This is a genomic window from Streptomyces sp. NPDC001156, assembly GCF_053598275.1.
The window spans coordinates 174,242-194,238 of sequence record NZ_JBSFJX010000003.1; the positions used below are offsets into that span (position 1 = coordinate 174,242).

Annotated in this window: 21 protein-coding genes; 8 read left to right on the forward strand and 13 right to left on the reverse strand. The window is 70.6% G+C overall.

The window, feature by feature from the left end; genetic code table 11:
* The first annotated feature begins 83 nt into the window (after positions 1 to 83).
* Both ACWDA7_RS03065 and ACWDA7_RS03070 read left to right on the forward strand, forming a co-directional pair.
* Positions 84 to 1,106 carry an NADP-dependent oxidoreductase gene (locus tag ACWDA7_RS03065; protein WP_450602480.1) on the forward strand — a complete coding sequence of 341 codons (1,023 nt, stop codon included), beginning with the start codon at positions 84 to 86 and terminating at the stop codon, positions 1,104 to 1,106.
* An 83-nt stretch (positions 1,107 to 1,189) separates the two neighbouring features.
* On the forward strand, positions 1,190 to 1,981 hold the full coding sequence (locus tag ACWDA7_RS03070; RefSeq protein WP_360996710.1) for an EI24 domain-containing protein: 792 nt from the start codon (positions 1,190 to 1,192) through the stop codon (positions 1,979 to 1,981).
* 439 nt (positions 1,982 to 2,420) lie between these two features.
* On the opposite strand, the gene ACWDA7_RS03075 is transcribed toward ACWDA7_RS03070, so the two are convergent.
* Both ACWDA7_RS03075 and ACWDA7_RS03080 read right to left on the reverse strand, forming a co-directional pair.
* Positions 2,421 to 3,395 (reverse strand): aldose epimerase family protein, encoded by a 975-nt coding sequence (locus ACWDA7_RS03075; RefSeq protein WP_450602481.1) that lies wholly within the window; start codon positions 3,393 to 3,395, stop codon positions 2,421 to 2,423.
* 10 nt (positions 3,396 to 3,405) lie between these two features.
* On the reverse strand, positions 3,406 to 4,308 hold the full coding sequence (locus ACWDA7_RS03080; protein ID WP_450602482.1) for an SGNH/GDSL hydrolase family protein: 903 nt from the start codon (positions 4,306 to 4,308) through the stop codon (positions 3,406 to 3,408).
* A 239-nt stretch (positions 4,309 to 4,547) separates the two neighbouring features.
* Here ACWDA7_RS03080 and ACWDA7_RS03085 point away from each other — a divergent pair, with 239 nt between their 5' ends.
* Positions 4,548 to 5,042, forward strand: a complete 495-nt coding sequence (locus ACWDA7_RS03085) for a DUF3145 domain-containing protein (protein ID WP_359399306.1) — start codon at positions 4,548 to 4,550, stop codon at positions 5,040 to 5,042.
* Between the two features lie 95 nt (positions 5,043 to 5,137).
* On the opposite strand, the gene fabF is transcribed toward ACWDA7_RS03085, so the two are convergent.
* The 5 genes from fabF to ACWDA7_RS03110 form a co-directional block, all read right to left on the reverse strand.
* Positions 5,138 to 6,409, reverse strand: coding sequence for a beta-ketoacyl-ACP synthase II (gene fabF / locus ACWDA7_RS03090; RefSeq protein ID WP_450602483.1), 1,272 nt, complete (start codon positions 6,407 to 6,409; stop codon positions 5,138 to 5,140).
* A 121-nt stretch (positions 6,410 to 6,530) separates the two neighbouring features.
* Entirely contained in the window at positions 6,531 to 6,779 is a 249-nt protein-coding gene (locus ACWDA7_RS03095; RefSeq protein WP_043440034.1) for an acyl carrier protein, read from the reverse strand.
* 103 nt (positions 6,780 to 6,882) lie between these two features.
* Positions 6,883 to 7,944 carry a ketoacyl-ACP synthase III gene (locus tag ACWDA7_RS03100; protein WP_359399310.1) on the reverse strand — a complete coding sequence of 354 codons (1,062 nt, stop codon included), beginning with the start codon at positions 7,942 to 7,944 and terminating at the stop codon, positions 6,883 to 6,885.
* A 17-nt stretch (positions 7,945 to 7,961) separates the two neighbouring features.
* The gene (locus tag ACWDA7_RS03105; protein ID WP_450602484.1) at positions 7,962 to 8,876 is read right to left on the reverse strand and encodes an ACP S-malonyltransferase; all 915 of its coding nucleotides are present in this window, start codon (positions 8,874 to 8,876) and stop codon (positions 7,962 to 7,964) included.
* A gap of 89 nt (positions 8,877 to 8,965) precedes the next feature.
* On the reverse strand, positions 8,966 to 10,171 hold the full coding sequence (locus ACWDA7_RS03110) for a PucR family transcriptional regulator (protein ID WP_450602485.1): 1,206 nt from the start codon (positions 10,169 to 10,171) through the stop codon (positions 8,966 to 8,968).
* An 86-nt stretch (positions 10,172 to 10,257) separates the two neighbouring features.
* Here ACWDA7_RS03110 and ACWDA7_RS03115 point away from each other — a divergent pair, with 86 nt between their 5' ends.
* A complete protein-coding gene (locus ACWDA7_RS03115; protein WP_450602511.1) occupies positions 10,258 to 10,908 on the forward strand; it encodes a pirin family protein in 651 nt (216 codons plus the stop codon).
* Here ACWDA7_RS03115 and ACWDA7_RS03120 read toward each other — a convergent pair.
* Both ACWDA7_RS03120 and ACWDA7_RS03125 read right to left on the reverse strand, forming a co-directional pair.
* Complete coding sequence (locus ACWDA7_RS03120; RefSeq protein WP_450602486.1) at positions 10,905 to 11,729, reverse strand: serine hydrolase domain-containing protein; 825 nt, start codon at positions 11,727 to 11,729, stop codon at positions 10,905 to 10,907. The two genes, ACWDA7_RS03115 and ACWDA7_RS03120, sit on opposite strands and share 4 nt — an antisense overlap.
* A gap of 19 nt (positions 11,730 to 11,748) precedes the next feature.
* The gene (locus tag ACWDA7_RS03125) at positions 11,749 to 12,219 is read right to left on the reverse strand and encodes a GNAT family N-acetyltransferase (protein WP_450602487.1); all 471 of its coding nucleotides are present in this window, start codon (positions 12,217 to 12,219) and stop codon (positions 11,749 to 11,751) included.
* A gap of 95 nt (positions 12,220 to 12,314) precedes the next feature.
* Between ACWDA7_RS03125 and ACWDA7_RS03130 the strand changes: the two genes are divergently transcribed.
* Complete coding sequence (locus tag ACWDA7_RS03130; RefSeq protein ID WP_359399320.1) at positions 12,315 to 12,791, forward strand: MerR family transcriptional regulator; 477 nt, start codon at positions 12,315 to 12,317, stop codon at positions 12,789 to 12,791.
* A complete protein-coding gene (locus ACWDA7_RS03135; protein WP_450602488.1) occupies positions 12,788 to 13,801 on the forward strand; it encodes an aldo/keto reductase in 1,014 nt (337 codons plus the stop codon). The genes ACWDA7_RS03130 and ACWDA7_RS03135 overlap by 4 nt, the downstream gene beginning before the upstream one ends.
* 30 nt (positions 13,802 to 13,831) lie before the next feature.
* Here the strand turns inward: ACWDA7_RS03135 and ACWDA7_RS03140 are convergent, their stop codons facing one another.
* The 3 genes from ACWDA7_RS03140 to ACWDA7_RS03150 all read right to left on the reverse strand — a co-directional run bounded on the left by ACWDA7_RS03140 (position 13,832) and on the right by ACWDA7_RS03150 (position 16,840).
* Positions 13,832 to 14,683 (reverse strand): DUF4429 domain-containing protein, encoded by an 852-nt coding sequence (locus tag ACWDA7_RS03140; protein WP_450602489.1) that lies wholly within the window; start codon positions 14,681 to 14,683, stop codon positions 13,832 to 13,834.
* Between the two features lie 66 nt (positions 14,684 to 14,749).
* Positions 14,750 to 15,967, reverse strand: a complete 1,218-nt coding sequence (locus tag ACWDA7_RS03145; RefSeq protein WP_450602490.1) for an alpha/beta hydrolase — start codon at positions 15,965 to 15,967, stop codon at positions 14,750 to 14,752.
* 231 nt (positions 15,968 to 16,198) lie between these two features.
* The gene (locus ACWDA7_RS03150; RefSeq protein ID WP_450602491.1) at positions 16,199 to 16,840 is read right to left on the reverse strand and encodes a TetR family transcriptional regulator; all 642 of its coding nucleotides are present in this window, start codon (positions 16,838 to 16,840) and stop codon (positions 16,199 to 16,201) included.
* Between the two features lie 112 nt (positions 16,841 to 16,952).
* On the opposite strand from ACWDA7_RS03150, the gene ACWDA7_RS03155 reads away from it, so the two are divergent.
* Complete coding sequence (locus tag ACWDA7_RS03155) at positions 16,953 to 18,581, forward strand: MFS transporter (protein WP_450602492.1); 1,629 nt, start codon at positions 16,953 to 16,955, stop codon at positions 18,579 to 18,581.
* A 231-nt stretch (positions 18,582 to 18,812) separates the two neighbouring features.
* Positions 18,813 to 19,121 carry a small hydrophobic protein gene (locus tag ACWDA7_RS03160; protein ID WP_359399332.1) on the forward strand — a complete coding sequence of 103 codons (309 nt, stop codon included), beginning with the start codon at positions 18,813 to 18,815 and terminating at the stop codon, positions 19,119 to 19,121.
* Between the two features lie 36 nt (positions 19,122 to 19,157).
* Here the strand turns inward: ACWDA7_RS03160 and ACWDA7_RS03165 are convergent, their stop codons facing one another.
* On the reverse strand, positions 19,158 to 19,928 hold the full coding sequence (locus tag ACWDA7_RS03165) for a potassium channel family protein (protein ID WP_450602493.1): 771 nt from the start codon (positions 19,926 to 19,928) through the stop codon (positions 19,158 to 19,160).
* Between the last annotated feature and the right edge of the window lie 69 nt (positions 19,929 to 19,997).

Here is a 19,997-nt window from a genome sequence, read left to right on the forward strand (position 1 = left end):
TTACTTGACAGCATGAAATATTCAGGCGCATGGTTGTTTCAGGTACTGAAGTACTTAGAGCCGCAGCCGTGAGGAAAGGCGCCATGACCGATTCCCCCACCCTCCCCTCCGTCAGCCGCGAATGGCACCTGGTCAGCCGCCCGGTCGGCTGGCCCAAGCCCGAGGACTTCGCCCTGGTCGAGGCGGAGATCCCGCAGCCGGGCGAGGGCCAGGTGCTCGTACGGAACAAGTACGTCTCCGTCGACCCCTACATGCGCGGCCGCATGAGCGCCGCCAAGTCGTACGCGGCCCCCTACGAGCTGGGCCGGCCGATGCAGGGCGGCGCGGTCGGCGAGGTCATCGCCTCCAACGCCGAGGGGATCGAGGCCGGCGACCACCTCCTGCACTTCCTGGCCTGGCGCGAGTACGCGGTGGTGGACGGCAAGCAGGCCGTCAAGGTCGACCCCGAGGCCGCTCCGCTCTCCACCTACCTCGGCGTGCTGGGCATGACCGGCCTGACCGCCTACGCCGGTCTGCTGCGCACCGCCTCCTTCAAGGAGGGCGACTCCGTCTTCGTGTCGGGTGCCGCCGGTGCGGTCGGCAGCCAGGTGGGCCAGATCGCCAAGCTCAAGGGCGCCTCCCGGGTCATCGGTTCCGCGGGCTCCGACGAGAAGGTCAAGCTCCTGCTGGAGGAGTACGGCTTCGACGCCGCCTTCAACTACAAGAACGGTCCGGTGAGCCGGCAACTGCGCGAGGCCGCTCCGGAGGGCGTGGACGTGTACTTCGACAACGTCGGCGGAGAGCACCTGGAGGCCGCCATCGGGTCCCTCAACCGGGGCGGCCGGATCGCCGTCTGCGGCATGATCTCCGTCTACAACGACACCGAGCCCGCGCCCGGTCCGAGGAACCTCGTCCGCCTCATTCAGACCCGTGGCCGTATCGAGGGCTTCCTCGTCAGCGACCACTACGACCTGCAGCCGCAGTTCGTCCAGGAGGTCGGTCCCTGGGTCCGCTCCGGCGACCTCAAGTACCGCGAGACCGTGGTCGAGGGCATCGAGAACAACCTGGAGGCGTTCTTCGGCGTGCTGCGCGGCGACAACATCGGAAAGATGATCGTCAAGCTCTGACAGCAGCCCGCAGTTGCCCGCGGCGGCCGGCCTCGCCGCGGGCACGCTCCTCGGTGCCCGGCCGCGTGGGTAAAGTCTCCCCCATGCATGATCTAGGGGCGGGATTCGGTCATCTCCTGAAGGGCCAGCGATGGGTGGCCCGGCACGGCAGGCAGTACGGCTTCGGCCTCCTGCCGGGGCTGATAACCCTGGTGCTGTACACGGCGATACTCGTCGCCTTGGCCCTGTGGGGCGATGACGCCGTCACCTGGGCCACACCGTTCGCCGACACCTGGCCGAGCCCCTGGCTCGGCCTCTTCCGCGGCTTTCTCACGGCCGTCCTGTTCGCCCTCGCCCTCCTCCTCGCCGTGCTCACCTTCACGGCGGTCACCCTTCTCGTCGGGCAGCCCTTCTACGAGAGCCTCTCGGAGCGGGTCGACCGCGACGTCTCCCCGGACGGCACCGCCCCGCAGTCGGGTCTGCCCCTCCACCGCGAACTGTGGATCTCGACGCGCGACAGCCTCCGCATCCTCGTCCGCGCGGCGCTCTGGGGCGTCCTCCTGTTCGCCCTCGGCTTCCTCCCGCTCGTCGGGCAGACCGTCGTCCCCGTGGCCGGCTTCTTCGTCACCGGCTTCTTCCTCACCGAGGAACTCACCGCCGTCGCCCTCCAGCGCCGCGGCGTGGAACTCCGCGAGCGCCTCACCCTGCTGCGCTCGCGCAAGCTGCTCGTCTGGGGCTTCGGCACGCCCCTCGGCCTGGCCTTCCTCGTCCCCTTCGTCGCGGTCTTCCTGATGCCGGGCGCGGTCGCGGGCGCCACGCTGCTGGCTCGCGACCTGCTGGGCGAGGAGTCGGCCGGGGCGGAAGACCCCAAGGGCGAGCAGGTCAGCCGCGCCTGACGCCGAACGCGGTGTCCGCGGCCACCGTCACGATGGACCTCACCTGGGCGATGATGTCGAGCCGGTTGCGTACGAACTCGGGGTCGGTGACCGTGCCGGTCGCCGGGTCCGTGTTGCCCTGGACCTGGCCGTCATGGCGTCACCGTACGACATGCGTATCGCCCTCATGCCGCCGCAGGACCACGCGAATTGTCGCTCCACAGGCGACGACCGGTACGCGATGCGGGTGCGAGGTCCGGGGTGTGGACTCGAACGCCTGCTCGTTTGTGAAGGGTTCGTACGAGATCCAGGCCCGGCGCTCGATCGCGGACCACTGGCTCACGACGGGGATTAACGTCTGATCCGGGGCAGGCCTCCCCGCGAGCAGCCCCGGTCCGGGACCTGACCCCTGGACCGGGGCTCGGGGCGTTGCGGGGCCGGTGCCGCGCGGCGGGAGCGGCTAGGCCCGTACCCCGAAGGCGTACACCGTCTCCGAGCGGTACACCTCACCCGGTCGCAGGACGGTGCTCGGGAAGTCCGGCCGGTTCGGGGAGTCCGGGAAGTGCTGCGTCTCCAGCGCGATCCCGTCGCCGGGGGCGAACGGGGCACCGAGGTGGTCCGCGGTGTAGAGCTGGAGCCCGGGCTCGGTCGTGGCCACGGTGAGCACCCGCCCGGATGCCGGATCGTGCAGTTCGGCGACCTCTTCCGGGGTCGCGGTCACGCCCTTGTCGAGCACGAAGTTGTCGTCGTAGCCCACGCCGGTCTTCCGCGCCGTGCGGAAGTCGAAGCGGGTGCCCGTCACGTCCTCCGGTTCGCCCGCCGGGATCAGGTCCCCGTCCACCGGGGTGATCCGGGACGCGGCGATGCGCAGTTCGTGCCCGCCCGCATGCCCCGAACCGGACAGGTTCCAGTAGGAGTGGTTGGTGAGGTTCACGACGGTCGTCGCGTCCGTGACCGCCTCGTAGGCGATCCGCAGCGCGCCCTGCGCATCGAGGGTGCAGGTCGCCGAGACCTCCAGCCGGCCGGGGAAGCCCTCCTCGCCGTGCGGGCTCACCCGGGACAGCCGTACGCCGTGCTCGACCGGCTCCACGTCCCACACGCGCTTGTCGAATCCGCGCGCACCGCCGTGCAGCGAGTTCGGGCCGTCGTTCGGCTCGAGTGCGTAGCTCCGGCCGCCCAGCGGGAAACGGGCACCCCCGATGCGGTTGGCGTACCGGCCCACCAGCGCACCGAGATACGGCTCCGGATGCTCCAGATAGCCGTTCAGCCCGGGGAAGCCCAGCACCACGTCCGCCCGGCGTCCGTCCCGGTCGGGGATCTCCACCGACTGCACGATCCCGCCGTACGACAGGACCCGTACGCGCACCCCGTCCCGCTCGAGCGTCCAGCGGCGTACCGGGGTGCCGTCGGGAAGTGTGCCGAAAAGTTCGCTCATGTGGGAAACACTAGGTCACGGGGTCCTTCGCCGTGATGGCGCGGTAGGCGATCTCCGCGAGCCGTGCCTGACCGTTCCTGCTCGGGTGGAACCAGTCCCATTGGCTCAGCTGGTCGGTGCCGAAGCGGTAGTCGAAGACCGCGTTGCCGTCGAAGCGGCACCTCCGGTCCTGTGCGCACACCTCTTTCAGGACCTTGTTGTACGCCTCCACGCGGGCCTGCACCTTGTCGCGCCGCTTCGTCGCCGCCTCGTCCAGCGCGTCCGCGTTGCCCAGCATCGACGGGCAGATCCCCAGCTTCCATACCTCCTTGCCGATCGGGCTGGTGCGGCCCTGCGACCACAGCTGCTTCAGGTTCGGCACGCTGGAGACGTAGACCTGCGCCTTGGGCTGCTCATCACGCAGTGCCGCCATCGCCTCCTCGAACTGGGCGTGGAAGTCGGCGACCGAGGTCATCGCGGAGGGGGAGGGCCGACAGGCGTCGTTGGCGCCGACCATCACGGTCACCAGCTCCGGTTTCCGCCGCGCGGCCTGCACCATCTGCCCGGCCAGATCGGACATCCGGGCCCCGGTCATGGCGTAGTTCCAGCTCTTGAGCGCGGCCCCGGTCGCCCCGAGCAGCCGTACCGCGAGGCTGCCGACGCCGGCGTCGCTGCCCGTCGCCCACGAGACCTCGGGGCAGTCGGACAGCACGTTGCACGCGTCGAAGCCGCGGGTGATGGAGTCGCCGACGGCGGCGATCGAGCCCGGGGAGCGGTTCCAGAGCGGCGCCGGCCTCGGGGACGGCCGCGACTGCTCGGTGGTCGTCTGCGAAGCGGTGCCGTCGCTCCCTGAGGCGTCGCACCCGGCGAGCCCGAGAAGAGCCGCCGCCGCGACCGCCACCACGGTCCGTGGGCGGTGGCTTCGCTTCCGCATTCTGGTCCCCTCGTTCGTTGTTCATGGCCCGGCGGTCCATGGGCGCCCTCGTTCGGCAGCGCTTCGGACACGCTGGGTCAGTCGCGCGTCCCCTTGGGTGAAACATCGGAGTTTACGGCCGTCCGGACCGACGGTACGTCACACTCCTTGCGCCGCAGCACGGTAGCCTCGCCCCGTGGCCGCTCTGCCACGCACGTTCCGTAAAGTTACAAGATGTCGCGGTCTGCCCGGAGGTTCAGGTGACGACACGTGGAGTCCTGTACGTACACTCCGCGCCACGCGCACTGTGCCCGCACGTCGAGTGGGCGGTCGCGGGCGTGCTGGGCACGCGCGTCAACCTCGACTGGATCCGGCAGCCCGCGGCTCCCGGCACCTGGAGATCCGAGTTCTCCTGGCAGGGCGAGCCTGGCACCGCCTCCAAGCTTGCCTCCGCCCTGCGCGGCTGGCAGCTGCTGCGCTTCGAGGTGACCGCGGAACCATGCCCGACCGCCGAGGGCGAGCGCTACAGCTGCACCCCCGACCTCGGTATCTTCCACGCCGTCACCGGCATCCACGGCGACATCCTGATCCCCGAGGACCGGCTGCGCGCCGCCCTGGTGCGCTCCCAGCGCGGCGAGACGGACCTCGAGGCCGAACTCGCCAGACTGCTCGGCAAGCCCTGGGACGACGAGCTGGAGCCGTTCCGCTACGCGGGTGAAGGCGCTCCCGTGCGATGGCTGCACCAGGTCGTCTGAAGAGCACCTGACGACGGCTGAACGGCACGCGACGACAGCCGAAGGGCCCCCGCCGAGCGGCGGGGGCCCTTCATACGTGACGGGGACGGCGCGCGTCAGACCGTGCGGAACGCCAGGACGACGTTGTGGCCGCCGAAGCCGAACGAGTCGTTCAGCGCGGCGATCCGGCCCTCCACCGGCAGCTTGCGGGCCTCGCCGCGGACGACGTCGGCGTTGGCCTCGGCCTCGGGGTCGATGTTCTCGATGTTGATCGTCGGCGGGGCGACGCGGTGGTACAGCGCGAGGACGGTCGCCACCGACTCCACTCCGCCCGCGCCACCGAGCAGGTGACCGGTCATCGACTTGGTCGCGGACACCGCGATGTGGTCCGCGTCGTCGCCGAAGACCTTGCGCAGCGCCTTCAGCTCGGCCACGTCACCGGCCGGCGTCGAGGTGGCGTGCGCGTTGACGTGCATGATCTCGGCCGGGTTCAGGTCGGTGTTGTCGAGCAGGTTCTGCAGGGCGTGCGAGATGCCGCGGCCCTCGGGCTCGGGCTGCACGATGTCGTGGCTGTCGGCGGAGATGCCCTGGCCGACCGCCTCCGCGTAGACGCGGGCACCGCGCTTGGCGGCGTGGTCGGCGGACTCCAGGACCAGGACGCCCGCACCCTCGCCGAGGACGAAGCCGTCCCGGTCGGCGTCGTAGGGACGCGAGGCGCCCTGCGGGTCGTTGTTGTTCTTGGACATCGCCATCATGTTGCCGAACGCGGCGATCGGCAGCGGGTGGATCGCGGCCTCCGTACCGCCGGCGACGACGACGTCGGCACGGCCGGTGCGGATCATCTCGATGGCGTAGCCGATGGCCTCGGCGCCCGACGCGCACGCGGACACCGGGGTGTGCACTCCGGCACGGGCACCCACGGCCAGACCCACGTTCGCGGACGGGCCGTTCGGCATCAGCATCGGCACGGTGTGCGGGGAGACCCGGCGGACGCCCTTCTCCCTCAGCACGTCGTACTGGTCGAGCAGCGTGGTGACACCGCCGATGCCGGAGGCGATGACGGCACCGAGACGGTCGGGGTCGACGCTCGAGTCCTCACCCGCCTTGTCGGTGAAACCGGCGTCCGCCCAGGCCTCCTTGGCCGCGATCAGCGCGAACTGCGCGGAGCGGTCAAGGCGTCGGGCCTGGGGCCGCGGGATGACCTCGGACGGCTCCACGGCGATCTGCGCGGCGATGCGGACCGCCTGCTCGGCGGCCCACTCCTGCTCGAGGGGGCCGACACCGGACTTGCCGGCGACGAGGCCCTCCCAGGTAGAGGCCGCGTCGCCACCCAGCGGTGTGGTTGCGCCGATACCGGTGACGACCACAGTGCGATTGGTCGAGCTCACGGGAATTCTTTCTCCAACGGATGCGAGGATTCAGCGGCGCCACCGCCGGGTGGCGGGGCGACGGCCCGAAGGCCGGGCCACCGGCCCGGCGTTGGGCAGTCTGCCCAGGTTGATCGGTTGATCAGGCCTGGTGCTTGAGGATGTACTCGGCGGCGTCACCGACGGTCTTGAGGTTCTTGACGTCGTCGTCGGGGATCTTCACGTCGAAGCGCTCCTCGGCGGCGACGACGACCTCGACCATGGACAGCGAGTCGACATCCAGGTCGTCGGTGAAGGACTTGTCCAGCTGGACGTCCTCGGTGGGGATCCCGGCGATCTCGTTCACGATCTCGGCGAGACCGGCGACGATCTCTTCCTGAGTGGCGGCCATGTCAGGCGCTCCTTCGTATGTATCCAGAGGGTGTGGCGCCCACCGCGTCAGCGGCAGGTGCTTGCAGTTCCCGTGTCGGACCGCTTGATCCGGCACGGAGTGCCTAGGGGAGGGTAACGACCGTCGCGGCGTACACGAGACCCGCCCCGAAGCCGATGACGAGCGCGGTGTCGCCGCTCTTCGCCTCGCCGGTCGCCAGGAGCCGCTCCATCGCGAGCGGGATCGAGGCGGCCGAGGTGTTGCCGGTGGTGCGCACGTCGCGGGCGACCATGACGTGCTCCGGCAGTTTGAGAGTCTTCACCATCGAGTCGATGATCCGCACGTTCGCCTGGTGCGGGATGAAGACGTCCAGGTCGTCCGCGGTGATCCCGGCCGCGTCCAGCGCCTGCTGGGCGACCTTCGCCATCTCGAACACGGCCCAGCGGAACACCGCCTGACCCTCCTGGGTGATCGCGGGGAACTTGACGTTGCCCTCGCTGTCCACCGGGAGCCCGGAGACGTCGGCCGTGGAGGTCCCGCCGATCGAGCCGATCCGGGCGTGGAACTCGTTCCAGGGCACCGTCTGCTTGATCGTCTCGGACTTGTCGCCCTCCGAACCCCACACCGTCGGGCCGATGTGCGGCTCTTCGGCGGGGCCCACGACGACCGCGCCCGCACCGTCGCCGAACAGGAAGGCGGTGGCCCGGTCCTCCAGGTCGGTCAGGTCCGAGAGGCGCTCCACGCCGATGACGAGGACGTACTGCGCGGACCCCTCGACGATCATGCCCTTGGCGAGCGTGAGGCCGTAGCCGAAGCCCGCGCAGCCGGCCGAGATGTCGAACGCGGCGGCCTTGTTCGTACCGAGCTTGTCGGCGATCTCGGTGGCGATGGCCGGGGTCTGGCTGAAGTGCGAGACGGTGGAGACGACGACCGCGCCGATCTGCTCGGCGTCGATCCCGGCGTCGGCGATCGCTTTGCCGGACGCCTCGATGGACATCGCGGCGACGGTCTCCTCGTCGTTCGCCCAGTGCCGGGTCTCGATGCCGGAACGCGAGCGGATCCACTCGTCGGAGGAGTCGATCTTCTCCAGGATCACCTCGTTGGGGACCACCCGGACGGGGCGGTAGCCGCCGACGCCGAGGATGCGCGCGTAGGGAGCGCCCTTCGGTGCCTTGATCTTCGACATGCTCACGGGTCTCCTGATCAGGCGCTGTGCTCGGCGATGAGCTCGCGAGCCGCGTCGAGGTCGTCGGGGGTCTTCAGGGCCAGCGTCGTGACGCCGGGCAGCGCTCGCTTGGCAAGGCCGGTCAGGGTGCCGCCGGGGCACACCTCGATCAGCGCGGTCGTGCCCAGCTTCTCGAAGGTCTCCATGCACAGGTCCCAGCGGACCGGGTTGGCGACCTGGCCGACCAGGCGCTGGAGCACCTCGGCGCCGGTCTCGACGGCCTGCCCGTCCTTGTTCGAGACGTAGGTGACCTTCGGCTCCGCGGGCGCCAGCGCCTCGGCGGCGTGCGCCAGGGCGTCGACCGCGGGGGCCATGTGGTGGGTGTGGAAAGCGCCCGCGACCTTCAGCGGGACGACACGGCGCACTCCCTCGGGCTTGTCGGCCTCGAGGGCGGCGAGCTGCTCCAGGGTGCCGGCGGCGACGATCTGCCCGGCGCCGTTCACGTTGGCCGGGGTCAGACCGAGCCTCTCCAGATGCGGGATCGTCGTCGTCGGCTCGCCGCCGAGCAGCGCCGACATGCCCGTGGGCGTGATGGCGGCGGCGTCGGCCATGGCCAGCCCGCGCCGGCGGACGAGCGTCAGGGCGGCCGCGTCCTCGAGGACGCCCGCGAAGACGGCGGCGGTGATCTCACCGACACTGTGGCCGGCGACCGCCCCGGGAACGATGTCACCGAGTGCCGCGGCGGACAGCAGACCGGCGGCGACCAGCAGCGGCTGGGCCACGGCGGTGTCCCTGATGGCGTCGGCGTCGGCCTCCGTGCCGTAGTGGGCGAGGTCGAGCCCGATGGCGTCCGACCAGGCGGCGATACGGTCGGCGGCGCCGGGGAGTTCGAGCCAGGGAGTCAGGAAGCCGGGCGTCTGGGCGCCCTGGCCGGGAGCGACGAGTACGAGCACTCTCACACTCTCTCTTGGGGACGGCCAAAGCCGCCCGTGAGGACAGGGACGAAGAACCGCGGGGGGTTTTGTGGGCCTCCGACAAAAGACTAGTTCTGGGGTTCTCCCTCGGTCAGCCGCCCCAGCATGAGTGCGATCCGCAACGTGAACGCGGAGCGTACATCAGACGGCGACCAGCCGGTGACGTCAGTCACACGTCGGAGCCGGTAGCGCACGGTGTTCGGGTGAACGAAGAGCATCCTTGCGGCGCCTTCGAGACTTGACGCCTGTTCCAGATAGACGCTCAGGGTTTCCAGGAGAGCCGAGCCCGCCTCTTCCAGCGGTCTGTAGATCTCCTCCACCAGTTGTTCGCGCGCGCTCGGATCTCCGGCGATCGCGCGCTCCGGGAGCAGATCGTCGGCCAGTACCGGCCGCGGTGCGTCTTGCCAGGCAGTACACGCTTTGAGGCCTGCGGCCGCGGCCTGCGCGGAGCGGGTCGCGGCGAGCAGATCGGGCACGACGGGACCGGCCACCACGGCTCCGGCGGCGAACGGACCGATCAGCGACTTGGCCACGGCGAGCGGGTTGTCGCGGCCCCCGGCGATCACCACGAGCCGGTCCCCGAGCACCCCGGTGAGGACCTGGAGCTTGGCATGCCGGGCGGCCCGCCGGATCGCCTCGACCGTCAACTCGCTGTCACCGTCGGGCGCCGTACCCAGCACCACACACACATGTTCGGGCGAGTTCCAGCCGAGCGCGGCGGCCCGGCTGACCGCCCCCTCGTCGGCCTCCCCGCTGAGCACGGCGTTGACAACGAGCGACTCGAGCCGGGCGTCCCAGGCACCGCGTGCCTCGGCGGCCTGCGCGTAGACCTGGGCGGTGGCGAAGGCGATCTCACGGGCGTACACCAGGAGCGCCTCGCGCAGCACGGACTCGTCACCGGGAGCGGCCACCTCGTCGATGGCGGACTCCATCACCTCGATGGTCGTGCGCACCATCTCCACGGTCTGGCGCAGCGTGATGGCGCGGGTCAGCTCGCGCGGCGCGGTCCCGAAGACATCGGTGGAGATGGCCTGGGGCGCGTCCGGGTGCCGGAACCACTCGGTGAAGGCGGCGATGCCCGCCTGGGCCACCAGACCGATCCAGGAGCGGTTCTCCGGGGGCATCGCGCGGTACCACGGGAGGGTCTCGTCCATGCGGGCGATGGCCTGTGCGGCGAGACTTCCGGAGGACTTCTCCAGCCGCTTCAGTGTCGCGGCGTGCGGATGGACGGATCGCACCGCGTGTTCGGTGTGGCTGGCTTCGGGATGGGGCACGGGGACAAGACTGCCTTATCGGGCCGGGGCCGTGTGCTGGGGGTCCCGGAGGGCGGGCGCAGCGCGGGACTACCGTGGATCCCGTGATGGACGTACGGCGCGCCGGCGAGCGCTACCGCGGGGGGGATCCGGCCGCGGGGATCGAGTCCCTGCACGCCTTCAGCTTCGGTCCGCACTACGACCCCGACAACCTGCGCTTCGGCGCGGTCATCGCCTGCAACGAGGAGCGGCTCGCACCGGGCGCGGGCTTCGACGAGCACCCGCACAGCCACACGGAGATCGTCACATGGGTGGTGGAGGGTGAGCTGAGTCACCGCGACTCGACGGGCCGCACCTCGGTGATCCGGCCCGGCGACGTCCAGCGCCTGAGCGCGGCCGGTGGCGTGCGCCATGTGGAGCGCAACGACGGCGACGTGCCGCTGGTCTTCGTCCAGATGTGGCTGGCTCCGCTGGAACCGGGCGGCGATCCCGTGTACGAGGTGGTCCACGGCATCGCCGACTCCACGCCGTACGCGGTCCCGGAGGCCCGCGCGATGCTCCATGTGCGCCGCCTCAGGGCGGGGGAGCGGACGGCGGTGCCGGATGCCGCGTATGCGTACGTGCATGTGGTCCGCGGCGAAGCGCACCTGGGCGGGCATGAGTTGGGCCCGGGGGACGCGGCGCGGATCACGGACGCGAAGGATCTGGAGGCGGTGGGTGTGACGGAGACGGAACTGCTGATGTGGGAGATGGGCTAGCGCCCGCGGAGCTCCGCCAGCACCGCGTCCGTGAACGGCGTCCACGCCTCGGTCGCCCACGGCCCGAACGCGCGGTCCGTCAGTGCCACACACGCCACCTGCGCGTCCGGGTCGATCCACAGGAACGTGCCCGCCTGTCCGAAGTGGCCGAACGTCCTCGGCGAGGACGAATTCCCCGTCCAGTGCGGCGACTTGGAGTCGCGGATCTCGAAGCCGAGTCCCCAGTCGTTGGGGTTCTGGTGCCCGTACCCCGGCAGCACGCCCTTCGTGCCGGGGAACTGCACCGTCATCGCCTCGGCCACCGTCCGCGGATCCAGCAGCCGCGGCGCCTGCACCTCCGCCGCGAACCGCACCAGGTCGGCGAGGGTCGAGACGCCGTCCTTGGCCGGGGAGCCGTCCAGGCTCGTGGAGGTCATGCCCAGCGGCTCCAGCACCGCCTGGCGTGCGTACTCGAAGAACCGGATGTCTGTCGCCTTGGCCACATGGTCACCCAGCACCTCGAACCCGGCGTTCGAGTACAGCCGCCGCTCCCCGGGTGCCGACATCACCCGGTGTTCGTCGAACGCCAGCCCGGAGGTGTGTGCGAGCAGATGGCGGACCGTGGAGCCGGGCGGTCCCGCGGGCTCGTCCAGCTCGACCGCCCCCTCCTCGTACGCGACGAGCACCGCGTACGCGGCGAGCGGCTTGGTGACCGAGGCCAGCGGGAAGCGGTGGTCGACCGGGCCGCGCGTGCCGAGCACGGTGCCGTCCGCGCGGACCACCGCCGCGGCGGCGGTGGCGACGGGCCAGTTCTCGATCAGCGCCAGGCTCTGCAAGGACATGCTTCCGAGCCTATGCGGCTCACAGCTGCAGCCGCATCGAGGGGTCCGGCTTGCGTACGAAGCCCAGCGAGGCGTAGAGCGGCTCGGCCTCGGCGGACGCGTTCAGGTCGACCTGCCGGACGTCCTGCTCGCGGAACCAGTCCAGCAGCCTCTCCATGCACGCGCGGGCGTATCCGCGGCGGCGGGCGTCGGGATCGGTGGCGACGCTGAAGACGTGCCCCACCCGGCCGTGCGGATTGCCCTCGCGGCCGATGCGGTACTCGACCGTCCCGGCCACCAGTGCCGCGAGCGCCCCCGGCCGCTCGGGATGGTCGATGACGAACGCCGCGAATCCTGTCCAGGGATCGGCGAGACGGCGGCGCACGGTCGGCAGGGACTCCACCTGCCACTGGGTGGCGGAACCTGCGGAGTGGACGGAGTCCAGCATCACCTGACGCAGCCGCAGCAGCTCGGTGGCGTCCTCGGGCACGGCCCGGCGTACAACACTCATGAGGCGCACGCTAGTCAGGCCGTCTGCCGGGGTCTCGCCATTTTCACCCCACTCCGCTTGCTTGGAGTCCACTCGAAGGTTTTAGCGTGGGGTGCATGACGGTGATCGAGACCTTGGCCGAGGCGGCCGACAACGGGACCGACGTCTGCTCCGTCCCGCCCCTGGGCCACCCCCGGCCCGACGGGCAGGACAGCTACACGATCAGCGAGGTCGTCGCCTTCACCGGCCTGACCGCGCACACCCTGCGCTGGTACGAGCGGATCGGGCTCATGCCGCACGTGGACCGCTCGCACACCGGTCAGCGCCGCTACTGCAACGCCGACCTCGCCTGGCTCGACCTGGTCGGCAAGCTCCGGCTCACCGGTATGCCCGTCGCCGACATGGTGCGCTACGCCGAGCTGGTGCGTGCCGGAGATCACACCTACGCCGAGCGCTACGAACTCCTGGAGGCGACCCGCCGGGACGTGCTCTCCCGGATCGCGGAACTCCAGGACACGCTCGCGGTGCTCAACCGCAAGATCGACTTCTACGCGGACGCCGGGCAGGCCCTGGCGTCGGAGAGGCCCCGATGACGGACAGCAGGATCGCCAGGGTGCGGCTCGGCGACGACGGCCCCGAGGTCGGCGTGCAGGGCCTGGGCTGCATGGGCATGAGCTGGGCGTACGGCCCCCCGGACGCCGGGGAGTCGCGCGCCGCGCTGGAGCGGGCGCTGGAGCTGGGCGTCACGCTCTACGACACGGCCGACGCCTACGGCGCGGGGGACGAGAAGTTCCTGTCGCCGTTCTTCAAGGCGCACCGGGACGAGGTGGTCATCGCCACGAAGTTCGCGATCTCCTCGTCGCCGAACGAACCGTACAAGCGTGTCATCCGCAACGACCCGCCCTACATCCGTGAGTGCGTCGAGGCCAGCCTCAGGCGCCTGGACGTCGATGTGATCGACCTTTACTACATGCACCGCCGGGACGTGAACGTGCCGATCGAGGAGACCGTCGGCACCATGGCGGAGTTGGTGCGTGAGGGCAAGGTCAGGCACCTGGGACTCAGCGAGGTCACCGCCGGCGAACTGCGCGCCGCCGGGGCCATCCACCCGATCGCCGCGGTGCAGTCGGAGTGGTCGCTGTTCAGCCGGGACATCGAGGCGAACGTCGTCCCGGCGGCCAAGGAACTGGGCGTGGCCCTGGTGCCGTACTCACCGCTCGGCCGCGGCTTCCTCACGGGCTCCTTCTCCAACGCCGAGACCGACCTGACGGACCAGGACTTCCGCCGGACAATGCCCCGCTTCACCGGTGAGAACGCGGCCGCCAACGTGGCGCTCCTGGAACCGATCAGGGCCGTCGCCAAGGCCCATGACGCCTCTCCGGCGCAGATCGCGCTGGCTTGGGCCCAGCAGCAGGCCGCGGTGCACGGACTGCCGGTCGTCCCGATTCCGGGCACGACCAAGCGCACGCGCGTCCAGGAGAACGTGGCGGCGACGCACATCACCCTGAGCGCCGGCGAACTGGCCCTGCTGGAACCGATCGCCGCCAAGGTCGCGGGCGACCGCTACCCGGATATGACGTTCGCATCCGCGGGCAGGGAGTAGCGCCGCACCCGGCGGAGCTCCGCCCGGAGGCTAGAGCTCCGCCAGCAACTCCGCCTTCTTGGTGCTGAACTCCTCGTCCGTGACCAGGCCCGCCTTGTGCAGCTCCCCCAGGTGGCGGATGCGCTCGGCGATGTCCGCCGGGTCCCGTCTGGTGGCGGGCACCGCCACCGGGGCCGGCCCGGCGGCCCGTACGGCGGCCAGCACCGCGGCCGCGAAGGGCAACGACTCATGCACCGGGCCGTAGCCCAGCCCGAACACCACGGAGGCCGGATCCTGGTCCGGCTGAGCCGGCTGCGAAGCCGCCGGCTCACGCCGCAGCAGCCGCAGATGGCCTTCGAAGACCTCGGGGGAACGCCACTCGACCCCGCTGAGGTCGCCGACGGGGAAACTCTGGTCGCCGGCCTTCCACTTGGCGGAGGACGCGCCCGTCCAGAACCAGCGGAAGGACACCGCCCTGCCGTCGAAGGACGCCTTTCCGTCGTACGCCTTGAACTGCTGCGGCGTCCCGGGCGGATCGACCAGGAACCGCTCGGCGGGAGTGCCGTCGGCGGTCAGCAGCGAGCGCAGTTCGTCCGCGTAGTACTCGGCGAGCGCCTCTCGCTCGGCGGGCAGGACCAGCCGGTAGGGGTCGGACGCCTCCTTGAGCTGCCCGTCCGCCGCCTCCATCAGCGGGTCGGCACCGGGCCTGGGCACCGCGTGCAGGACCACGGTCCCGCGCTTCCCCTCGGTCAGCGTCACCCCCGCGATCGCCTCCAGGGGAATACGCCGTTCGCCGAGCGCCTGGAACAGCTTCGGCGTCCGGATCCCCCGTTCGAAGCGGATGAGCACGGAGTCGGAGTCGAACTCCCAGGCGGCATGAAATCCGGCCAGTACGTCACCCATGCGGCTTATCGTATGCGGCACTTGCTCCTCCGTCGCCTCCCCCGGCAGACCGCAATTCCTGTCTCTCTACGCGCGTCCGGACGACGCCGACCCGGACAAACCCGGCCGGCAGACGTCATCATGGCGGACGCAGTCCACCGTGCGGTATGCGCCAACACCGATCGCGGCGAAGTTCCGCAGGCTCTCGGTGCCGGGCGCGAAGTAACCGGCGTGACCCTTGGCTCCCTGCGCGGACAGCACCCTCGCCCCGAAGGCCCGGGAGACCGGGTCGGCGCCGTGGCCGAGTCCGCCGACCTCCAGGTAGGGCACGTCCTGGATCCAGTCGTCGGCGTCCCGCATGGCCCACACCCGGGCGGTCGTGTGCAGCCCGGCGGCCGACCGGCTGCGCATGCCGGGGCTGCCGGCCACCGCCATGTCGGACACCCGGGACGGCAGTGCGTGCGCCGCCACCCCGCACACCACCGAGCCGTAGCTGTGGCAGTACAGCTGGACCGGCGAGCGGCCGGGCAAGGCGCGGACGAGGGCGTTCAGCCTGACGGCGCCCTCCTCGGCGCGCATCGCGGTCGCCGCCTCCATACCGAGGCCGCTGGGCGCGGTGTAGTCCGCCCAGGCGATCACGGCCGTACGTGTCCGGGGGCTCGCCGCGCGCTCGGCCGCGTACAGTGACGTGGCCATGCCGACCGGGGCCGAGTACGCGCGGTAGGTGCGCTGGAAGGTGAGCAGATCGGTGTCGACGCCCGGGACGACGACCGAGATCCGCTGGGCGGTGTCGAGATCGCCGAGGACCTCGGCGATACGGCCCGAGCCCTCCGGGTCGAAGGCGAGGATCTGCCGGCCCTGGCTCATCAGGGCCTCGAAGCGGTGCATGAGGCGGCCCGCCTCCCGCTGCCCGACGGGCGACAGCCGGTCGTCGTGCATCCGGGCGCGCTCGACCTTGCGCTGCTTGCCGAGAGCGATCCGGTTGGCCGCGTAGCGCAGCTGCACGGGCGCCCCGTTCATATTGCCGACCGCGAGCGGGTAGCGGTGGGCGAGCCGGGAGCGCTGGTGGGCGCTGAGCGAGGCGAAGAAATCGGTGATCCAGGCCGGGGACGCACCGGGGTCCGGCAGCTCGCGGCCGGCGATCCTGCCGTGCTCCCACGCCGAACGCGACGCCTGGAGGGGCGTGGCGCCGCGATGGCTGCGCACGGCGGTCCAGCCGGTCGTCGCGAGCATCACGAAGACCACGCTCAGCGCAAGCAGTGCACGCCAGACGTTGAGTTGCGGGGAGGTGTCGAAGGAAGTCACTGGAAGGACACACTAGGAGAACGGGAGTGTTTCGCGTTAACCGAGTGATGCGTCTCACGTTTCTCGTACGCCAATTGCGGCAAAACGGGTGTGATTTGCGTTCGATCGTCACGGTAAGTCGATGAGGCGCACGTCACTTGGCACTCCGGGTGGCCGGATCTCACGCCGGCGGGTGCCTCCGGGCCCCTGTGCGCCGATAATTGGCTTGACGCCCGTGGGAGGGACGCCGGGTCACTCCGTGCGCCACTGCTCGGCCAACACCGGGCGCACGGTATCGAGATACGAGGCCGTCAACTCGTGGATCGCGGCCACGCTGAGGTCCTCCCGTGCGCTCCACAGCCGTTCCGTCACGCGTATCACCCCGCCGAACACGGCCACCGCCACGCGCGGCCGTGGATCCGTGTCCACGTCGAGCCCCTCGCGCTCGGCGATCACGCGGGCGATCTCCTCCTCCAGCTCCGCCGAACGGCGCAGGTGGGTGGCGAACAGGGCCGGCGTCGACTCGATCAAGCGGTAGGTGCGCAGATGGAGTTGGACCGGGATGATCTGCTCGATGGCCTCGCCGATGCCGTCCCAGCCCTGGAGGACCGCCTGCCGTAGCGCCTCCAGCGGCGCCTCGTCGCGCGGCCGGGCGCGCACCAGGTCGACGAAGTGGGCGGCGGCGACGGAATGGGCGAAGAAGACGGCCTCCTCCTTGCCGGCGAAGTACCGGAAGAAGGTGCGCTGCGACACGTCCACGGCCTCGGCGATCTCGTCGACCGTCGTCCGTTCGTACCCCTGAGCGAGGAAGAGTTCCAGGGCGGCGCGCAGGAGCGCGTCCCGGGTGCGCTGCTTCTTGCGTTCACGCAGCCCCGGCCGCGGCGCCGTCTCCATATGTCCTCTTTCTGTTCATCTGGTCCGTTCAGCCTATCCGGGAGTGGCGTGACAGTTACCGACATGTGAATTGGTTTGTCGATTGTCAGTGGCTGTCACTAGCCTCCACCGTATGACTAGTCAGACCACCGTCGACGCGACGGGACCGGGGGACAAGACGGCAGGCCGGCCGGCGGCGCCGTCGGACCGGACGCCCGGACGCGGACTGCGCGGCCACCCATGGTTCACCCTGATCACCGTCGCGGTCGGCGTCATGATGGTGGCCCTGGACGGCACCATCGTCGCCATCGCCAACCCGGCCATCGCCAAGGACCTCGGCGCGAGCTTCGCCGACGTCCAGTGGATCACCAACGCCTACTTCCTCGCCCTCGCGGTCACCCTGATCACCGCGGGCAAGCTCGGCGACCGGTTCGGGCACCGGCAGACCTTCCTGATCGGCGTGGTCGGCTTCGCCGCCGCCTCCGGTGCCATCGGCCTGTCCGACAGCATCGCCCTCGTCGTGACCTTCCGCGTCTTCCAGGGCCTGTTCGGCGCGCTGCTGATGCCGGCCGCGCTCGGCCTGCTGCGGGCCACCTTCCCCGCCGAGAAGCTGAACATGGCGATCGGCATCTGGGGCATGGTCATCGGCGCCTCCACCGCGGGCGGCCCGATCCTTGGCGGTCTGCTCGTCCAGCACGTCAGCTGGCAGTCGGTCTTCTTCATCAATGTGCCGGTCGGCGCCCTCGCGCTCGTCCTCGGCCTGGTGATCCTCACCGACCACCGTGCGAAGAACGCGCCGCGATCCTTCGACCTGCTCGGCATCGTGCTGCTGTCCGGTGCCATGTTCTGCCTGGTCTGGGCGCTCATCAAGGCGCCGGCCTGGGGCTGGGGCGACGCGAAGACCTGGCTGTTCATCGGTGCGTCCGTGCTGGGCTTCGCCTTCTTCTCCTTCTGGGAGACGCGGGTGAAGGAGCCGCTGATCCCGCTGGGGCTGTTCCGTTCGGTGCCGCTGTCGGCCGGTGTCGTCCTGATGGTCCTCATGGCGATCGCCTTCATGGGCGGCCTGTTCTTCGTCACCTTCTACCTGCAGAACGTGCACGGTATGAGCCCGGTCGACGCGGGCCTGCACCTGCTGCCGCTGACCGGCATGATGATCGTCGGCTCTCCGCTCGCGGGCGCGGCGATCACCAAGCTCGGCCCGCGCATCCCGCTCGCGGGAGGCATGGCGGCCACCGCGATCGCCATGTTCGGGATGTCGACGCTGAAGGCCGGCACGGGCAGCGGAGTCATGTCGATCTGGTTCGCGCTTCTCGGCCTCGGTCTCGCGCCCGTCATGGTCGGCGCCACGGAGGTCATCGTCGGCAACGCGCCCATGGAGCTCTCCGGTGTCGCGGGCGGTCTGCAGCAGGCCGCCATGCAGATCGGCGGCAGCCTCGGCACAGCGGTTCTGGGCGCCGTGATGGCCTCCAAGGTGGACAACGACCTCGCGGGCAACTGGGCGGACGCCAAGCTGCCTCCGCTGACCGGGGCGCAGCTCGGCCAGGCCTCCGAGGCGGTACAGGTGGGTGTGGCCCCGGTGACCCCGGACACCTCGGCCGCGATCGCCCAGAAGATCACCACTGTCGCCCATGACACGTTCATCTCCGGTATGAGCCTGGCCTGCCTGGTCGCCGCGGGTGTCGCGGCGGTCGCGGTGCTGGTCGCCCTGCTCACCAAGCGGGGCGAGAACGCGGAGGCCGGCGCGGGGGCCGCGCACATCTGACGCCACCCGGGCGAGTTCGCCCTGCAGGGTGACGACGGTCGAGATCCCGCCCGGCCCGGGGCGTCACGGGTCAGGGCGGGTCACGTCCTTCGCACGGCAGGGCTGCGCGCGGCGGAGGACGGCTGGACTGCGGCGTGCTGCCGGAAGCGGCGGCGCGCGGGCAGGACTTGGCCCGGAAAACGGGGGTACCCGCACATCAGGCCCGAACCGGCGAGAGAGTTCAGGGAGTTGATGATGGCGGGCTTCGGAAACAGCACGCGCAGGTACCCCCGTTCACGAGGCCGGATGTGGTCCAGGAGCGGGCCGGATCGCGCCACGCTGGGAATCATCGGAGTCGTCTGCGCGATCGCGGGCTTCTTCGCCCTCGGTATCGTCCTTGGTCCCGTCGCCGTGGTCTGCGGCTGGCTGGCCATGGGCCGCAGCTGGGCGGGCACGCACGCCGTCCCGGCCCTGGTGGCCCTGGTCCTGGGAGCGATCGACACCCTCTTGGCACTCATCTGGCTGGTCGGCCTGACGACCCCCGGGAACGCACTTCTCTGACCCGAGGGGCCGAAGCGGAGCGAGAGGCGGGCCCGGCTACGGTCTCGGGCCCGCCTCTTCAGGTGTGTGCGGGTGCGGCACCGAGGTCCCCGACAACGCGGCCACCTCGGCCCGCAGCGCCCGTACCTCCTCCGCCAGCGCCTCGATCGCCGCCGTCTGCCGGCGCTCCTCCACGTCGTCCTGGTCGAACCGCGCGATGAACCAGGCGGCGATGTTCGCGGTCACCACACCGAGCAGCGCGATCCCGGAGAGCATCAGCCCCACCGCGAGAATCCGCCCGAGCCCGGTGGTCGGCGCGTGATCGCCGTAGCCCACGGTCGTCATCGTCGTGAAGGACCACCACAGGGCGTCGCCCAGCGTCTTGATGTTCCCGTTCGGCGACTCCCGCTCCACCGAAACCACGGCGAGCGACCCGAACATCAGCAGCCCGACGACCGCGCCGGCCACGTACGTGGTCAGCTGGATCTGCGAGGCCATCCGGGCCCGCCGCCCGACCAGCAGCAGGGTCGACACCATCCGCAGCAGCCGCAGCGGCTGGAGGACGGGCAGCACCACAGCGCCCAGGTCCAGCCAGTGGGTGCGGACGAACTCCCGGCGGCAGGGGGCGATCGCAAGCCGTACGAGATAGTCGGTGGCGAACGCGCCCCACACCACCCACTCCGTCACCGTGCAGGCGAGCGCCAGGGCCGGGTCCGCCGGGTTGTCCACGATCGGCACGGCGTAGGCGACGGCGAACAACAGAGCGAGCGCCAACAGCGGCCGTTGGGTGCGCTGCTCCCAACGGGCTTGCGCCGACGGTTGCTCCATGGCTGCATCGTAAGGAACGCGTAAGGGCGGCGGGGTCATAGCCCCGCCGCCCTGGTCGCGGTCAGTGCG

Bases quoted from the DNA above. Each gene is read 5' to 3' on its own strand.
- ACWDA7_RS03065 (WP_450602480.1), top strand. From the start codon at position 84: ATGACCGATTCCCCCACCCTCCCCTCCGTCAGCCGCGAATGGCACCTG.
- ACWDA7_RS03070 (WP_360996710.1), top strand. From the start codon at position 1,190: ATGCATGATCTAGGGGCGGGATTCGGTCATCTCCTGAAGGGCCAGCGA.
- ACWDA7_RS03075 (WP_450602481.1), bottom strand. From the start codon at position 3,395: ATGAGCGAACTTTTCGGCACACTTCCCGACGGCACCCCGGTACGCCGC.
- ACWDA7_RS03080 (WP_450602482.1), bottom strand. From the start codon at position 4,308: ATGCGGAAGCGAAGCCACCGCCCACGGACCGTGGTGGCGGTCGCGGCG.
- ACWDA7_RS03095 (WP_043440034.1), bottom strand. From the start codon at position 6,779: ATGGCCGCCACTCAGGAAGAGATCGTCGCCGGTCTCGCCGAGATCGTG.
- ACWDA7_RS03100 (WP_359399310.1), bottom strand. From the start codon at position 7,944: ATGTCGAAGATCAAGGCACCGAAGGGCGCTCCCTACGCGCGCATCCTC.
- ACWDA7_RS03115 (WP_450602511.1), top strand. From the start codon at position 10,258: ATGGACGTACGGCGCGCCGGCGAGCGCTACCGCGGGGGGGATCCGGCC.
- ACWDA7_RS03120 (WP_450602486.1), bottom strand. From the start codon at position 11,729: ATGTCCTTGCAGAGCCTGGCGCTGATCGAGAACTGGCCCGTCGCCACC.
- ACWDA7_RS03125 (WP_450602487.1), bottom strand. From the start codon at position 12,219: ATGAGTGTTGTACGCCGGGCCGTGCCCGAGGACGCCACCGAGCTGCTG.
- ACWDA7_RS03130 (WP_359399320.1), top strand. From the start codon at position 12,315: ATGACGGTGATCGAGACCTTGGCCGAGGCGGCCGACAACGGGACCGAC.
- ACWDA7_RS03135 (WP_450602488.1), top strand. From the start codon at position 12,788: ATGACGGACAGCAGGATCGCCAGGGTGCGGCTCGGCGACGACGGCCCC.
- ACWDA7_RS03140 (WP_450602489.1), bottom strand. From the start codon at position 14,683: ATGGGTGACGTACTGGCCGGATTTCATGCCGCCTGGGAGTTCGACTCC.
- ACWDA7_RS03150 (WP_450602491.1), bottom strand. From the start codon at position 16,840: ATGGAGACGGCGCCGCGGCCGGGGCTGCGTGAACGCAAGAAGCAGCGC.
- ACWDA7_RS03155 (WP_450602492.1), top strand. From the start codon at position 16,953: ATGACTAGTCAGACCACCGTCGACGCGACGGGACCGGGGGACAAGACG.
- ACWDA7_RS03160 (WP_359399332.1), top strand. From the start codon at position 18,813: ATGATGGCGGGCTTCGGAAACAGCACGCGCAGGTACCCCCGTTCACGA.
- ACWDA7_RS03165 (WP_450602493.1), bottom strand. From the start codon at position 19,928: ATGGAGCAACCGTCGGCGCAAGCCCGTTGGGAGCAGCGCACCCAACGG.